At 47.4% G+C, this 16,302-nt stretch carries 9 protein-coding genes, 5 pseudogenes and 2 CRISPR repeat arrays; of the genes and pseudogenes, 1 reads left to right on the top strand and 13 read right to left on the bottom strand.

Annotated features, from left to right (window positions below; all coding sequences use genetic code 11):
• Positions 1–25: 25 nt before the first annotated feature.
• The 3 pseudogenes from OCY70_RS04125 to OCY70_RS04115 form a co-directional block, all read right to left on the bottom strand.
• Positions 26–457 (bottom strand): annotated as a pseudogene (locus tag OCY70_RS04125) (sigma-70 family RNA polymerase sigma factor); the annotation flags it as partial.
• A gap of 446 nt (positions 458–903) precedes the next feature.
• Positions 904–1,864: a CRISPR direct-repeat array (repeat unit 32 nt; unit sequence ATTTCAATCCACGCATCCGCGTAGGATGCGAC).
• Positions 1,865–2,073: 209 nt separating this feature from the next.
• A pseudogene (gene cas2 / locus OCY70_RS04120) lies at positions 2,074–2,246 on the bottom strand (CRISPR-associated endonuclease Cas2); the annotation flags it as partial.
• Between the two features lie 9 nt (positions 2,247–2,255).
• Positions 2,256–2,387, bottom strand: a pseudogene (locus OCY70_RS04115) (subtype I-C CRISPR-associated endonuclease Cas1); the annotation flags it as partial.
• Between the two features lie 168 nt (positions 2,388–2,555).
• Between OCY70_RS04115 and OCY70_RS04110 the strand changes: the two are divergent.
• Positions 2,556–4,173 (top strand): annotated as a pseudogene (locus OCY70_RS04110) (transposase).
• A 456-nt stretch (positions 4,174–4,629) separates the two neighbouring features.
• Here the strand turns inward: OCY70_RS04110 and OCY70_RS04105 are convergent.
• The 10 genes and pseudogenes from OCY70_RS04105 to OCY70_RS04060 all read right to left on the bottom strand — a co-directional run bounded on the left by OCY70_RS04105 (position 4,630) and on the right by OCY70_RS04060 (position 16,218).
• Positions 4,630–4,875, bottom strand: coding sequence for a hypothetical protein (locus OCY70_RS04105; RefSeq protein WP_213428923.1), 246 nt, complete (start codon positions 4,873–4,875; stop codon positions 4,630–4,632).
• A gap of 415 nt (positions 4,876–5,290) precedes the next feature.
• Positions 5,291–6,016, bottom strand: coding sequence for a restriction endonuclease (locus OCY70_RS04100; protein ID WP_213428922.1), 726 nt, complete (start codon positions 6,014–6,016; stop codon positions 5,291–5,293).
• A gap of 314 nt (positions 6,017–6,330) precedes the next feature.
• A CRISPR array of direct repeats spans positions 6,331–6,759; the repeat unit is 32 nt; unit sequence ATTTCAATCCACGCATCCGCGTAGGATGCGAC.
• 188 nt (positions 6,760–6,947) lie between these two features.
• Positions 6,948–7,238, bottom strand: a complete 291-nt coding sequence (gene cas2 / locus OCY70_RS04095) for a CRISPR-associated endonuclease Cas2 (protein WP_213428921.1) — start codon at positions 7,236–7,238, stop codon at positions 6,948–6,950.
• 9 nt (positions 7,239–7,247) lie between these two features.
• The gene (gene cas1c / locus OCY70_RS04090) at positions 7,248–8,279 is read right to left on the bottom strand and encodes a type I-C CRISPR-associated endonuclease Cas1c (RefSeq protein WP_213428920.1); all 1,032 of its coding nucleotides are present in this window, start codon (positions 8,277–8,279) and stop codon (positions 7,248–7,250) included.
• Positions 8,263–8,934, bottom strand: coding sequence for a CRISPR-associated protein Cas4 (gene cas4, locus OCY70_RS04085; RefSeq protein WP_213428929.1), 672 nt, complete (start codon positions 8,932–8,934; stop codon positions 8,263–8,265). Before cas4 ends, cas1c begins: the two co-directional genes overlap by 17 nt.
• On the bottom strand, positions 8,924–9,787 hold the full coding sequence (gene cas7c / locus OCY70_RS04080) for a type I-C CRISPR-associated protein Cas7/Csd2 (protein WP_213428919.1): 864 nt from the start codon (positions 9,785–9,787) through the stop codon (positions 8,924–8,926). The genes cas4 and cas7c overlap by 11 nt, the downstream gene beginning before the upstream one ends.
• Complete coding sequence (cas8c, locus tag OCY70_RS04075; protein WP_213428918.1) at positions 9,784–11,739, bottom strand: type I-C CRISPR-associated protein Cas8c/Csd1; 1,956 nt, start codon at positions 11,737–11,739, stop codon at positions 9,784–9,786. The genes cas7c and cas8c overlap by 4 nt, the downstream gene beginning before the upstream one ends.
• Entirely contained in the window at positions 11,736–12,455 is a 720-nt protein-coding gene (cas5c, locus tag OCY70_RS04070; protein WP_213428928.1) for a type I-C CRISPR-associated protein Cas5c, read from the bottom strand. The genes cas8c and cas5c overlap by 4 nt, the downstream gene beginning before the upstream one ends.
• Before the next feature lie 248 nt (positions 12,456–12,703).
• A pseudogene (gene cas3, locus OCY70_RS04065) lies at positions 12,704–15,182 on the bottom strand (CRISPR-associated helicase Cas3').
• Between the two features lie 79 nt (positions 15,183–15,261).
• On the bottom strand, positions 15,262–16,218 hold the full coding sequence (locus OCY70_RS04060) for a helix-turn-helix transcriptional regulator (RefSeq protein WP_213428917.1): 957 nt from the start codon (positions 16,216–16,218) through the stop codon (positions 15,262–15,264).
• Positions 16,219–16,302 lie beyond the last annotated feature (84 nt).

Below are 16,302 nucleotides of genomic sequence, written 5' to 3'. Positions count from 1 at the left end.
TATGCCTTTACGGATAAACACCTGATGTCATCTCGTTGCCTTCCTTGTCCGTTCCGATTGGATCATGAAGCGAGACATCTTTGCGCGTCTTTTTCAAGGAGCGCAGATGCATCAAGATCTCGTTCTCGATGCAGCGGGCGGCGAAGGTCGCCAGCTTCGTTCCCTTGTTCGGCTGGAAGCTCTCAATCGCTTTGATGAGTCCGATCGTGCCGATGGAAATCAAGTCCTCCAAGTCTTCTCCGGTGTTGTCGAATTTCTTCACAATGTGCGCAACCAGGCGGAGATTGTGCTCAATGAGCGTATTCCGCGACTGTGCATTGCCTTCCGCCATCCGCTGCAAATGCTTCATCTCATCCTCTTCCGCCAACGGCTGCGGAAACGCATTGTTCTTGACGTAGGATACAAGCAGCGTCAATTGCTTGATGAACACGGCGATTGCAGCAAATAAACCCGTCATGCTAGCCACCTCCAGGAGTCTGACAACGTTCTATTCTGCGACTTGCGCCTAGCGGTATCTCTTCGCAGCAAGCCGAATCCCGGCGCAGTGATACATTGTATGTAGGCGATGGCCCAGAAGTGCATGTACGGGGAAAGCTGTCGTTGTATTTTTGGCTGGAGGGAGTTGGGATGTAATCGGTAAGCATGAGGATAGAGGGAAAGTCTGCGGCAGGTGCGTAGTTATGAAGGAAGGAGGGGCTGTTTCTGATGTGGCAATGATGGGCCTGCGGCCCGCTGTCGTTGGGAGTCAATTTTTCTGCAAGCGTGGACGTTTTTCTTCTTGGATCCGCATTAGAATCGACAAACGTCATGCGCATGTTGTGCGTGCCGACGTGATATTGCAATCCACGAATTCATGGAGGGTGTGAAGGCAACACTGCATATGCCCATGTTCGGGCGGTTGCTATTTCAATCCATGCATCCGCGTAGGATGCGACGTTTACGATGACATTAGCAACTTGCATGACAGACGATTTCAATCCACGCATCCGCGTAGGATGCGACTTTTCATCATTTTTGCCGTCAATTCAGTCAAAACATTTCAATCCACGCATCCGCGTAGGATGCGACAACTGAGGTACTTGGCATGAGTCATGCAGATGCTATTTCAATCCACGCATCCGCGTAGGATGCGACTTGAGGACGTTCTTCTTATGGCTTCATGCAGGGAATTTCAATCCACGCATCCGCGTAGGATGCGACGGTATTGGAACGGTTACGAAGGGAGCCGTGACCGATTTCAATCCACGCATCCGCGTAGGATGCGACCCCGCCGGCTGCCAAGACAGGATCCGTTCCAATCGATTTCAATCCACGCATCCGCGTAGGATGCGACTTGACGAGCAGGAGAATGAATATATGATTACTTGGATTTCAATCCACGCATCCGCGTAGGATGCGACTCGACATGGACTCGAATCCGATTTACTTTCGCGAATTTCAATCCACGCATCCGCGTAGGATGCGACATACCAGTCCCATACCTTAGCCCTGATAACCTCGATTTCAATCCACGCATCCGCGTAGGATGCGACAGCAGACCGGTCGCGGATACCATCGTACCTACGAATTTCAATCCACGCATCCGCGTAGGATGCGACACGGAAAACCGCCACAATTTCAATTTCCAACAAAGATTTCAATCCACGCATCCGCGTAGGATGCGACCTCGCCGCCTGTTGCATCGTACGTATCCGTGCTATTTCAATCCACGCATCCGCGTAGGATGCGACGTAATGCAGGTAACAAAAAGAGCCGCGATGGGAAGATTTCAATCCACGCATCCGCGTAGGATGCGACTCTACGCGGCGCCACGTTTCCTTTTCATCCAGTTTATTTCAATCCACGCATCCGCGTAGGATGCGACAGCGAAAAATGATTGTTACAATCATTTTTCGTTCTTACTATGATTCAATTAATCAAATTAGCTCTAGAATCAATCTACACTAGGTCATTTCTCACTCCTGCAACGAACCATAAAATGGTTTATATCCAGAATATAGAAAAATCATGGTGCGAATCCCCCGGGGATTTCATGTGCACTACACATTCGCACTAGAAGATTAGGGTCCCTTCCATATCGATAAGTTGGATCTTCAAGCTGGCAAATTGTGCTGCGTCTACATTGCAGTAAAAACAGAGTTTCGCACTCTCTGTCCATAATTTTGGAATAACTTTGCGACTTTACGTAACCTGCGCTGCCCGGCAATGGTGGTCCTGCTGACATCATAAGTGATACATACCAACAATTATACCACCTACCTCCACAGAAATGGAGGGTATTCACTGAGATCATCACGCAAATGACGAGCTAGCAGCAGGGTCTGGGCATGTGGGACAAGCTCCAAACTGATTTTCTCTCCCAGATAGAGATGCACAATCTTTTTTATGTGAAAATCCAGGGCACGTATGTTGGTAGCTATACTTAATTAGGGCTTACTAGTGAAAAAAGGCAGAAAACCGAATAATACCAAGGACTTTAGACTCTTTATGTCGAAATCATGTGCAAAGGAACGCATGGAGAACGGACCAAAATCCTTGCAGATGGAGTGATGAAAGTGTTCAAACCAACCGGGCATCTTGAAAATCAATTGATCCTGCCTGGCGATTTCTTTCTGCCCTTCGATGGAAAGCTGGACGAAGAAAATCGTTGGGTTCAGTTGGCCCGGCTTGTGCCGTGGGCAGAGGCCGAGAAAAAATACAGTTCGTTTTTTCAAAGACACCTTCCGCGGCCATGCGGATGGGACTGGGCGCGCTCATCATTCAAGAGAGAATGCAGTTGACCGACAGAGAAACGTTAGAATCGATCAGCGAAAATCCATACATCCAATACTTCATCAGTCTGCCCGGATTCATGATGAAGCCACCGTTTCATCACTCGATGATGACGCATTTTCGGAAATGTCTGACGGATGTGCTGGCTGAACTGAACGAGATCGTCGCCAGCGCAGGAGCGAAGGAAACGAAAGACAACGACGATAACAACGACGCAAGCAACGGCGGTGGCAAAGGGAAGCGGTCCCGAAGCGCCCTCCTGTTGCTGAAGCCGAGCAGCAAACGCTGTTCGCGGAATCATCATTCGAGTCGTCGGCAGCAACATCTCCCGTAGAGCAGACGGTTGCGATGCCAAAGCCTCTTGAAGCGACCGCGTCTGCTTCTGAAGGGCACCCGGTATCGACCGCAGAATCGGAAACACCTACGCTGCCCAATCAAGGGACGATGCTGGTGGAAGCCACCTTCGCGCCAGCGGATGTGGCGTATCCGACCGATCTGAATTTGTTGAATGAAGCGCGCGAGAAGCTCGAGAGCGATCATCGATGCGCTGCATGAGCCGGTGATCGGCAAAGTGGCGAATCCGCGTACCTACCGAAAAAAAGCGCGCAAGCAGTTTCTTGCGGTGTCCAAGCAACGCAGGCCGGGACCCAAAGTGATCCGTACAGCGATCATCCGGCATCTTGGTTACATGGGACGGGACCTCTCGATCATCGCCGGGCAAGCAAAGGCGCAACAGCTGACGCTGCTTAGCCGCAAAGCCTATCTCGACCTGCTGGTGATTCAGGAACTGTACCGTCAGCAGCTTCATAGGTGGGGCGAGCATTCTCACCAGACGGAAGACCGGATCGTCAGCATTCATCAGCCGCATGTCCGGCCAATTGTGCGGGGGAAAGCCAGAGCGCGCGTCGAGTTCGGAGCCAAGATCGCGGTGAGCATGGTAAGCGGCTATGCATGCCTGGAGCGTCTGTCTTGGGACAACTTCAATGAGAGCACGGTGCTGATTGATGTGATCGAGAAGTACCGCGAGCGCGTAGGGTGCTACCCGGCTGTCGTTCAAGCGGATCAAATCTACCGCACGCGCGAGAACCGGGGTTTCTGCAAGCACCATGGCATTCGGCTTAGCGGACCGGCACTGGGACGCAAGTCTAAAAACGGACCGACAAGTGAAGAATAGCAGATCGTCAGACAGGATACCGGCGAACGAAACGCCATAGAAGGCAAGTTTGGAGAAGGCAAGCGCAAGTACGGGCTGGGATGTATTCGTGCACGCCTCGCAAAGACAAGCGAATCGGTGAGTACGCTGCAACTTCTGGTGATGAACCTGGAGCGCAGGCTCCGCGTTCTTTTTGCCTTATTTTCGCGTTGCTGTCTCGCTGGCGCCTAGCTCTGAATTTCAGATAAAGACTCGTTCAGCAAGCCCTAAGTAAGTAAAATGACATTTCCTTCAGTCAGAGTTGTCTCGACCGAGAAATCTCGCTCAGAGCGATGCATTCTCGCGCAAGTTTGAATTGCCTCTTTGCCGGAAGAAGCTTACTCATGCGAAACCTCTGGATCTGGAACGCTGTCGTTGTATTTTGGTCTGGAGGGAGTTGGGATGTAATCGGTAAGCATGAGGATAGAGGGGAAAATATAGATCGCTATTTCAATCCATATAATAAATTGGATTTTTTGTTCCGATGAATAAAATCCTTCATTTCGAGTCAGCACTCACGCGGTGTTCGCTTGGAATAGGGACAGCCATAACTCTCATCAACTGGATACCGCGCTCCCTCCTTCGGGGGCGATCCGTCCGTTGCGAACTTGTTCGCCAAATCCTCCGACAGCCATAAGTGTCAGCTTTCGTTCCTTCAAGCACCTTCAGTATTTTTTCAAGAGACGAATTAATCCTACAGCTAACAATATACCACCAAATATACGATAGGTTTCTGAATACGCTTTAAAATGAACCATCAAGGCTTCAGTATTTACACTTCCCCCCATCATCATTACATAATTGCTTGCTTGATTATCGCCTAAATTTGTGCTATTTAATAAAAAATAAGCACCCATTACCACGCATACTATAGAAAGTAATCTAAAGATGATATCTTTATTATTATCCAACTTGCTCCCTCCTTAAATATTTTCTCCTTAACTGGTATATTCTAAAACCAACAAATTTAACTTTACTTTACCATTTTCAAATTCTATTCTCAATCAATTTATTTTATTCGCGAATTAATTTTAGTATCATGTTCCTCACCCTCCAGTCATCAACTCAAAAGATTTATTTACTAACGATTCTATGATACCGCTCATTATCCTTCGTGGGGCTTTAAGAGACGATTAGAAGCCTACGCTGTGACACAGAGAATGTCATGCATCAGGTATTGAAGATTTCAATTATTTTTACAATTACGAACGCCTACATGTAAAAGTAAAAAGCCTTAGTTCAGTGGAAGTTCAAACTAAGGCTTTTTACTGTCTACTTGACGGAGTCCACCCCGCCATTAGAACAGCCCATTTTATAGAATTATTATTAATAAATAATAACGTTAAAACAAACTCCTACTGGTTTTTCTGCATATCCGTACCCTTCATAAGAATCAGAGAGTATGCCTTTTTTGTATACATCATACTGGTAGACTTGACTTGTTGGATATGCTGTAACCTTGGCTCTTTTTCCATACGGTACCTGTATATTTTGTGTATCTGAAACTGTAAAAGTATTTGTAACATTGAAATTGACTGCAGCAGAAACGAGTTCAGCACTTACAGAGACACTTCCTCCATATGAGGCCTGCACGCTTTCCGTAACACTCATTGTGCCGCCTGGATAATCAAAGTAGGAAAGTCTAATTACTTGACTGCCACATGCTTCTCTAGGTCCTTCAATGTTCTTGATATAAAGTTCTCCTACCCAAAGAGGCTGATAGGTGCTTGTTGGTGTCGGTTCATTAGTTATATTCATCATCTCGGTGACAGGACTGATATGATATATTTCTGCATCTGGAGAAGGGAGAGTGATTCCAAATTGCTTTGCGTATCCTTCGACATCACTAACTTTAATAACTTTTTTTACAATTTTACCATTTTCATCTTTTTCATAACTAACTTCACCTTTGATGTCTTCGCATGCAAAGTATGTCGGCACCTCTGAGGATACAAAACGAGTATTCGCGCTAGCAGAAACTGAAGTTAAAAAAACTAATGCTAGTGAAAGAAATGCAAGTAGGCCTGTGACGTTAAACTTTTTTTTCAACAACCATATAACCTCCTCGCTTTTAAATATGTGCACATATTATATTGTATTCATCAATCCATCTACGTCAACCTAAATTTGGAAATCCTATATTATCGAGTTCAGCGTAGGTCCCAAGATCCATTAATTCTACTGATAAATGGATAATTTACCAATAGAATCGAGGGGAATCAGAACCGGAAGATCCCCCTCCCCTTTCCTCTTAATTGTTATCTTGACAATAACAATTTCCGCTTTGAGTGTTTGAATTCCATTTTATTTTGTTTGCAACCCCTGATTTTTTCAAGGGGAACTAACTATGAACGACTTTGTATGAGATTTCAATCCACGTATCCGCGTAGGATGCGACTTGGCCAGTTGGACGATCGGGCCAGCGAGAAGACATTTCAATCCACGCATCCGCGTAGGATGCGACTCATATGATCGTAGACGTTTTGGGCAGCTCTTGATTTCAATCCACACATCCGCGTAGGATGCGACCGTTAGGCCCAATGTGAGTAAATACTTTAAGGGGATTTCAATCCACGCATCCGCGTAGGATGCGACCGTTAGGCCCAATGTGGGTAAATACTTTAAGGGGATTTCAATCCACGCATCCGCGTAGGATGCGACTACACGCCAATATCAATCGAGCCGAAACGGTGGCTATTTCAATCCACGCATCCGCGTAGGATGCGACGCCGGGATGGCCTCTATAGCCTTGATGCAGGTAGAATTTCAATCCACGCATCCGCGTAGGATGCGACAGCGAAAAATGATTGTTACAATCATTTTTCGTTCTTACTATGATTCAATTAATCAAATTAGCTCTAGAATCATTCTAAACTAGGTCATTTCTCACTCCTGTAACGAACGATAAAATGGTTTTTATCCATAATATAGAAAAATCATGGTGCGAATCCCCCGGGGATTTCATGTGCACTACACATTCGCACTAGAAGATTAGCGTCCCTTCCATATCGATCGATGCCTTCACGCCAATATGCTCCACCTTGTTTTTGTAGTTGTTTCCTAATTGATAAAATCGCAGGCTGTCTTCCTTTTCATCAATCATATCGATAAGTTGAATCTTCAAGCTGGCGAACTGAGCTGCGTCTACATTGCATTCAAAAACAGAGTTTTGCACTCTCTGACCATAATTTTGGCATAACTTTGCGACTTTACGTAACCTGCGCTGCCCGGCAATGCTGGTTGTGCTGACATCATAAGTGATTAGTACCAACAATTATACCACCTACTTCCAGAGAAATGGAGGGTATTCATCTAGATCATCACGCAAATGACGAGCTAGCAACAGGGCCTGGGCATGCGGGACAAGTCCCCAACTGATTTTCTCTCCCAGATAGGGATGCACAATCTTTTCTTGTTTCTTATCTTGCCATGCCTGCAAAAATCTTTTTCTCGCCTCATCTGTCATCAAGACAGCGCCGTTTTCCTTCTTGTAAAAATCATCCTTGTTCACAATCTTTTTATTAATCAAGGTGAGAACAAATCTGTCCGCATAGATCCCCCGCAGCTCTTCCATAACGTCCAGGGCAAGTGAAGCCCGCCCCGGACGATCGCGATGCAAAAATCCTACATACGCATCCAGCCCGACTGCCTCCAATGCGGATGCCATATCATTCGCCAGCAGCGTATAAGCAAGCGACAACATCGCATTTACATTGTCCAACGGCGGCCTGCGTGAACGGAAATGAAAGTAAAAATCGTCTGTCTGTTGCAGAATCATTTGACCAAAAGCCTTATTGTAACTGACCGCAGCTTGTCCTTCTAATCCTCTTAGACGCTCCAAATCTTCACAAGCCCGGACTTCCAGCATGAGAGACGATAACTGCACGGAAATCTCCTTGAACTGATCGATATCGATCCGCAGCGGGTAGTCTCGTGTCATCCGCTCAATCATCCATTTGTGGTTATAAATTTTACCGACAATAAAGTTACGTGCAATTTGCGCAGACAAGCCCTCATTATCAGAGACAAGATATTGCTTTTTTCGCAGCACTACATTGCCTCTGCTCTGCCCAATGACCCTGGCGAGATATCGCCCGGTCACCGTCATAAATGTAATCGCAATATTCCGTTCCGCGCAATACCCCATTAACGCAGGGCTGGCGCCTGTATACCCAAAAGCGACAATGGACTCCAGATTGTGCAGCGGAAGACGGCCCAGCTTCTCTTCTCCCTTCAACAGCACGATATTGTCCCCGTCTAATGCCATATACACGTCTGCTTGGTTTACGTATAAGGTGTTAAGAAGACGCTTCATCCCGGATCTTCCCCTCAATATAACTTTTGACCGTCCGTTTGTTCATCAGTGCCGGCAGACAGATCGATTGCAGCGAACAGCTTTTGCAATAGGGTCCGGTTTTTACTTTCGGCGTAAAGCTGCGCTTAAAATAGTCTTGCATCTCCGCCGCCACCGCTCTGACCCTTCGCTTCACCTCATCTGTAAGCGGCACTTCGATACGGCGCTTCAATTCCTGATAGAAAATATATCCGGTCTGCACATCGCATAACAGCATTTCTTCCAGACAGATCGCCTGCGCCGCTAGTTGCAGCATATCCGATTCATCGGTTTTCGGCTTACCCCGCTTATACTCCACCGGATAAGCCATATATTTGCCCTCAGACCCGTTAATCCGCACTCCGCGGCTATCTTGCACGAACTCTACCACATCACAAATGCCTGTCAACTTCAATTCATGCGACTTGACAGACATAGCGCGGACGACAAGCTTGTCGCCGCGCTTTTCCCTCGTGAACGGTTGATCCGCATTGCGATGGAGATGCTGCCCTTCGATCGTTTTCACATTCTCTTCCCATTGCTGTTCGATGTGAATCAACGCCCATTGCCGCTTGCAGAATTGAAAATGCTGGATGCCAGACAGCAATAAGTAGTTGTCTTCATCATTATAGGCCATCAATAATCTCAACCTTCAGACCTTCCAGTTCGTTCAGTGTAACGTCATAGTCTTCTTCGAAGGATTTTGGTTCTTCCTTGTTTTTGCTGACGTGCAAGGAGCGGTGCACCTTGGCGGATGAGTATTGACCCAGTTTGGAACCATGCTCCCACCAATACACCTTGTGCACTTCCATGCTTCCCTCCGGTCTGGCGGAAGACGCGTCATTTTCGAACAGCGTCACAAGCGCTTGTTTGATTTTCTCAGCATCTTCCATGGTGAATCCCGTCTTTTCCGCCAACTGCGTATTGATGCTGCCATAGAATACATATACGCCGAAGTCTACCCGATGCTTCATGCCCATCGTATCCGAGCCTCTTTTCTCGCCCGGCTCCGAATTGACGCTCTTCGTAATCTGCATGCTCGTAATATCAATCGGATCGACGCTCGTTGCCGTATGTATCGACACCGGGCCGCGTACGCCTACAGATACCCCTTTACCTCCGCTACCCTTGAAGGCAAACACTTGGCCGAAGCTCCGGACATCGATCCACTGCTCGCAAGCGATTTTCGCAAATTCTTCGCCGGAACTGTCTTTTTGATTTACTATTTTCGCCAATGCCTCGTTTGCTTCCGCGCGCTCACGCAAGCTTTTGAACTGATCATCACTTCTATCATTAGATTGGACAAAAATAGGCTCGCCGATATCCTGCAGCCGGTTTCTAATTTTCCGCTTCAGCGCCACATCTGACACTTCACCATGGCCGTCATAGTTTTGACGCGGCCGGTTGCCGTTTAACGGATCGCCGTTCGGATTGGCTTTCGTTACCGAAAATACGACAGCAAAATCAATTTTATGATCGAGAATTGTCATTGTTCGTTCACTCCTTCGTTTGATTGATTAGGTTCGGTTGACTCATGATTTTTATCCTTTTTTTGATAAAGCTCGTGCCTTTGACTATAAAAGCCAAGCAAGTATTTATCAGATAATGGCTTGTTGTTCATATCCTCAAAATTGAACTTCGAGGCTATCTCATCAATTAAACTCGATAAATAATATCCCTTAGAACCTAACCGCATTTGATAGGGTTGCAAACTGCCTTGAATCGTTTTCCAAGTTCTCGCAGGGTGTTGCGCAAAGGAATTCATGTAACGAATGGCATTGCTGACTCTTGCATGCCCCGTTCCAGATTTGCCTGAACGTCTCGCCTCTTCGTCCAGAATCCTCCGTTCTAATACGTCAGCCACCGCCAGCAATCTCCCAAACAAATAGCTTCGGTCCGTATTCTCCTTGTCCAGGGCCACCTGGAATCCCTCCTTCTCATAAACTTTATTGACTAACGCGCAAGCAATGCTCAGCGTCTTCTCCCACTCCCACTTTTCCATCGCTACCGGGTTAGATGTGCGGCGAACGACGCTGCTAACAATATCCGCGGGAATTTTGACGCCGTCTACCATACATGGCAGCATGCGTTCCATCAGCCCTTTTACGACTTTATCGCTTGCCGTAGATCCATAAGCAGCATATGCAATATCTTTAGTTGCCGGCGCACCGAAGAATAGGACATAGTCGCCATTTTCATCTTTTCGGTAACGGTGCAGCCATACGCAACTGGAATGCCATTCCACCAGCTTTTTAAAGTAATGCTTCTTATCCAAATTACGATAATAGAGCACCGCCATGCGTCCAGTCGTGGCAGAATCAAGAATCAACAGGTTTACAGCGGGATTTGTAACCGACAGCTCTTTTCCTGTTCCATACCCAGCCAGATAACTCCCAATGTCCCGAGCCAACCCTTCGTTCGTAAAAGATTCCCTTTTGTGAGCGGCGCTCTGTTCTGGAAATAAAGCGAAGGTATCCTCTCCGGGAGCCGGCACGTCTACCGCATCGTTCGACCATACGAGAAATACGCGCTGATCAATTATTTTTCCTTGCCGGTTAATTAGCCATTTGAGGGCATTATGGGCTTTTTGCGATACCTCATAGCTAATGCCCGCCGCTTCATGACTGCTGCTGAACCGGCCGCGGAACGTAAAGCCGCTTGTATCGCTGGCCGAGATCAACTTCGCTTTGTCTGCCGGATTTCGTATTTTATTCGCATGCTTGTCCGTACCGGGCAGCAATTTCCCCGTCACATAACACAGCTTGCTGTTCCCCAGCTTGCTGTTATAGTAGCGGATGAACGAATCATAGACCTCCGGATCTTTCCACACTTCCTTGAGAGGCCGCGCCGGGGAGTAGACCGTAAAACGAATGAATGCGCTTTCTTGTTCGCCATTCAGCACGCCAAACAACGGCGGTTTCTCGTCACCGTATTTTTTATCCCATTTGCCAAGCAGACAACCGTTCCCATCAAGAAACAACAGGTTCTCTTTTTCAACCAGATCGCGAACGAGCCGCTTTTTATTGAGGTACTTAAAAATACTGACAACATGAGGATGGCGAAATGGGGATAAGGCCCATTCTTCTAACTGTTCGATATAGGCTTTGAACTGATCCGCTTTCTTGGCTTGTCCGCCATAGCCAATGTAGTCTCCAGCCACATAGCTTAACTTATCATGCAGCGGATAAGGAAATACGGCGGTTCCTGAGCGGCTGGAGGAATCCTCCGTGCATGGAATCAATGTACTGGCATCGCTCTTGTCAACGACGATGGCTGAATGGAAATCTCCGTCTTCCGTGACGCGAACTTCAATATGCGCCGTCTGTGTCGTATGAGAAATCGGAAGCAGCGTAAATTCCTGCCCGTTATGTTTCTTTTCGACAACCCCGACCCGATCCAGGTTCGACTCATATGTCTCATATAATTGCTGCAACCAGCTCATCGGCTTCCCTCCGCTTCCAGCCGGACCTCCAGTTCCTCAACAGACTCGATCTCCCCGGCCGCGAACCGCTTTGGTTCCATCTGCGCCACGGGACGAACGAGCGTACATTGTTCCGGTGTGATAAATTCAATGACACCATTTTTCATAACCGGATTCCATAGCCGTGTCTCCATCTGCTGTTTTCCTGTCTCATCGGGATAATTGATGCCGTGTACCATCGTGCCAAAGTGGAGATCGCCATAATCGTCATAGAAGCCCTTTCCTGCGCCAAACTCGCATGGTTCAACATAACCTTGGCATTCTCTTGCTCCCAGGAAAATATCCCGGCGTCCTCCCGCCCTCAATGAGCGCTTCAATATATTGTGATGTTTATGTTCGTTGCGATCATACTCCAGATCCGGCCGGTTCGGGTTGAACACGAAATGAGCCCGGCATTGGTAACGAACATCCTTCAAGTAGGAATAGTATGCAAGCGTATTGCCGCCACCGTAGTCAAGCGGGCGAACCCCTTTGGACTCCATTCGAATCGGGTTCATGACGCGAACGGCATCCACAATGAAGAGAATAGTAGGTTTCCAGTAGATCGACTCTACGATCCCCTTCAATGCTTGATAGGTTGGGACAGGATAAGACATCTTTTCCCCGCCCAACTTCGTTAACGGGTCTGTAAACAGCGCATAATTCCCGAACACCTCGAACTCGATGCTGTTTCGTATCAAATGCCCCCGCCTCCTTTCCATATTTTTCTGACACCTTTTATACTATACTCTCTTACGGACAAATTCAATTATTTTCTAATAAAATATTATATGAACTTTTTGTTTCAGACCTGAACATAAAACCTGTCCGGATCATCATATACCTTAATTGTGCTATAATAACTTATGTTGTCGCTAGAATAGCGCGGATTGAAAAATATAGTATTTTATTAGGAGCCTATCTGTAAAAGATAGGCTTCACTCCTCTAGAAGCAACCCAAAAATCCCATGGCGCTGTCGCTATTCAGCTCAACTCCAAAATGCTCGCTGTAGGCTCCCTCTTTCAATACGAGCACCTTTCCGTCCAGACAACTCTCCAGCCCGCCGCTGTGATCCAACTGACGGAGATCGTGTTCATACACATTGACTGTGAACTGCTGCGCCCGTTTCAGCAGGCGCGTCAAATCATCAATGGTACCGCCCCCGTTCAGGTCGGCAATCACTTCTTTGCCTCCCTCTCCATATGGAACAATGACAGACCGTGTATGATCGTCTATGACGTGAAAGTGTTGCGCAGCCGTGCCGTAGCTGTTGGCGAGGAACAGCGGCAACCATGTGTCTTTCTCCCCTTTCTTTTTCCTGTCCTGGTGATAAGCCTGGAAATAGCTGTCCGCTTCCATCCGGCCGGCATACAACAAGACCGTCATATCTTTGCGAAGCTTGGAGACAAAATAATTCAAATCCGCTTCCAGCCTCATATAAAATCGTTGGAAATAATACTCCATCGCCTGCTGCGACAATAACTGACCCCCATGCGCTGCCGCATCCCGCTTCATGTCGACAAGCATAGCGCGTGTCAGTTCCTTGCCGATTTGAATCTCCTTCAAATGCTTCAGATTCTCTTCGGCATGATCGATAATGTAGACGTTCCGGACCGCATCCTTCCCGTGCCGGTTGCATCGTCCCGCCGCTTGCGCGATCGAGTCCAAGCCGGCCAGAGACCGTATGACGCAGTCGAAGCTGACATCTACGCCCGCTTCAATCAACTGCGTGCTGACGCAAATCACTTTTTCCTCTGCTTCAAGATGCGCTCTTACTTTTTCTAAAATGGCAAACCGGTGAGCGGCACACATCGACGTACTCAAATGATACAAAAAGATTGCCTCGTCCTCGCCGAGCTTATGTTGTTCCCGCATCGCCTGCAACCGCTCATACAACGACTTAACGGCCGACTTCGTATTCAAGATGACCAGAATATTGCCTGCTTCCTGAATGGTGTCCTGGACAAAGCATGCCAATTCTTCCGTACTCCAGGCTCTCTCGGTAGCTTTATCAATCAAATCAACACGCTTGAACGCATCTATCACCTGATCGATATTACTTATCATCTCAGCATCCTTTGCAATTTCCAGCTTCTGCTCCACGAACTGCAGCGCCGGTTGCGTCGCCGTGCACAGCACGATACTGGAGCCTCCGTACTCCTTCAAGAAGTTCAGTGCCTGGTTAAATAGAGAAATGCAATGCGTAGGCACCTTCTGCACTTCGTCAAATATGATCACGGCTTCACACAAGTTATGGAGTCTCCGTATATTTCGGCTTCCATGGGCGAAGAACACGTTCAGAAATTGTACCATGGTCGTAAATATAATCGGCGCATCCCAGTTGTCCTTAGCCAGGTTAGCCTTTTGCCGCGGGGTCACCGCCAGCCCATCCCGCTCATCATCGTCATCTTCCACTTCTGCTACGTTAGAATGATGCTCCAGGATATTCGCTTCATCTTGCAATATTTTTCGAACCTCAGCTGCATTCTGCTCAATAATCGTCGTAAATAGGGACGACATAAATAATCCGTTTTTTGTCAAAGGTTAACGCATGTTTCAAGGCATATCTCAAGCTGGCCAGCGTCTTCCCGCCCCCGGTTGGAATCGACAACGTATAAATAGAAGACGGCTTCGCGGCAAAACGTTCGCATAGCTCGGACATTTCGCTTCGCAACAGTACAATCGGCGTATGGGCGTGCTTCTTTTTCTTAAAGGAATGAATTTTTTCCATCAACTTTTCATAATAGCTTGCAAACAATTTCTTTGTGTTCCGTACCGGCTCGTCAGGCTCACTCATTTCAAACCATCTCGTGTTCGTTCGATCGGCATCAATTAATGCGCTGAACACGAATTTGGTGAGGAACATCAGCTTCAGTTCCATGCTTTTTGCAGGTGCTCTGGCTAGATACTGCTCTATTTCCGCAGCTGCCAGCTCCACATATTGTTGGAATTCCTGCTCGCTCATGACGTATGTAAAAAAGGCTTCAACGCTCTGATCAAACTCCTCCAACTTTTTGCAAGCAACCCGTCTCAAGTAAGGAGATTCCAAATCCGGGTCCAGAAAATCATGCAAATAGGAATGATGCGAAATAATCGCATTGCCTACAACCTCAGCCAAAATCGCTTTATAAGGCGCTTTTGCGTCCGCATGAAAACGATTATAAAGCAACCGTCCTCCGGCCGTAGAATGATCAACATCTCCCCGGCGCAGCTGATCCTCGGCTCCGCTCACAGCCGCCAATATGTATGTCCTGAACTTCTCCGTATATTTTCCCATATCATGCAGCATGCCGGCCAGTCCTGCCACATGGGGAATATTCAGCTTCGCGCCATACTTCTCCGCCAGCGTCTTCACTTCCAGCAAATGCTGTTCTACGGTCTGCACCTTCTCATCGCTCATGCGAATATGAGCAATTGATTGCATTTCAGTACCCCTTTCTATACCGCTCGTATGTACTGTACCGCGCCCATCGTGACACAACTGCGGTATTTCGATTGATGCATTAGTTATACACCTCCAGCCAACGCCGTAATCGCTCGATGAACTGTTTCCTTACCGATAGCGGTTCCAGAATTTCGGCAGACGGGCCATACTGAGCGAGCCAATTCAGGAAGCCTTGCTCATGGTTGACTGTCGCCTCGAACAATAAGCTTCCATCGGGCAAGTCCGTCATTTTGGGACGCACGAACATTTCCTCTTCCTTAATGTATCTGGCCACATCCGGCTGAAATTTGACCTTGAACGTAATAAGCGATTCGCCCCGATGTACCGACCAGGTATGCTTCATATATTGATGGATGTCAAAGTCGCCTTTGTCGAAGCTTTTAGTCGTCATTTCGACGTGATGAAACCGGCTCATGCGGAACATCAAGACATCCTGCTTCCGATGACAGTACCCGATTAGGTAGAAGCGCTGCTCGCGAGGCACAAGACAATACGGATCGATTTCTCGTTCTGTCACGGTATTGCGGCTTTGTGTATGATATACTGCAAGGAGTGTCTTCTGCCCTATAATCGCTTCCATAACGGGAAGCAAGTAATTTGGACCATCACTATCTGACTTGTATGCAGGTGTCCCCATCTGAATTAGATTCGTGAAGTTCTCTATTGCCTCCCTGCGTTTTTGCTTCTCCTTGATATGTGTTGCCATAACTTTGTCGTAAGCCGAATCGAATAGGGGCGACAGCTTGCTCTTATCTAACATGGAAGGGAGGACGGAGAAGACCATCTCCTCTTCTTCTGTAAAATTAAGCGGATACATCGCGAAGTTGCCTATAAAGCGATATCCTGTTCCATATCCATCATTCGTTATGGGCACTGCAAGGTCTAGCGTTCGCAAATCCCGATATATGGTTCGCTCGGAAGCCTCGCATTTGTCGGCCAACTCCTGCGCCGATATCCCAGGGTTCGCCTGTATGGCTATGACCATTTTCAGCAGCCGTATCATTTTATCTGACATCGTTGAACTCTCCTCCAGATGCTCTCATAATATCCTATAAATATTGGATATTCGACACCATCTATAGGTCTACCTGCCTACTCC

Source organism: Paenibacillus melissococcoides (assembly GCA_944800085.1).
Taxonomy (GTDB): Bacteria; Bacillota; Bacilli; order Paenibacillales; family Paenibacillaceae; genus Paenibacillus_B; species Paenibacillus_B melissococcoides.
The sequence above is the reverse complement of the archived record's forward strand: the minus strand, read 5'-3'. Positions and strand labels throughout refer to the sequence as shown.

What these genes read in the sequence shown, in the direction of transcription:
- cas7c (WP_213428919.1), bottom strand. Translation starts at nt 9,787, where the DNA reads ATGACAATTCTCGATCATAAAATTGATTTTGCTGTCGTATTTTCGGTA.
- OCY70_RS04060 (WP_213428917.1), bottom strand. Translation starts at nt 16,218, where the DNA reads ATGTCAGATAAAATGATACGGCTGCTGAAAATGGTCATAGCCATACAG.
- cas4 (WP_213428929.1), bottom strand. Translation starts at nt 8,934, where the DNA reads ATGGCCTATAATGATGAAGACAACTACTTATTGCTGTCTGGCATCCAG.
- cas8c (WP_213428918.1), bottom strand. Translation starts at nt 11,739, where the DNA reads ATGAGCTGGTTGCAGCAATTATATGAGACATATGAGTCGAACCTGGAT.
- cas1c (WP_213428920.1), bottom strand. Translation starts at nt 8,279, where the DNA reads ATGAAGCGTCTTCTTAACACCTTATACGTAAACCAAGCAGACGTGTAT.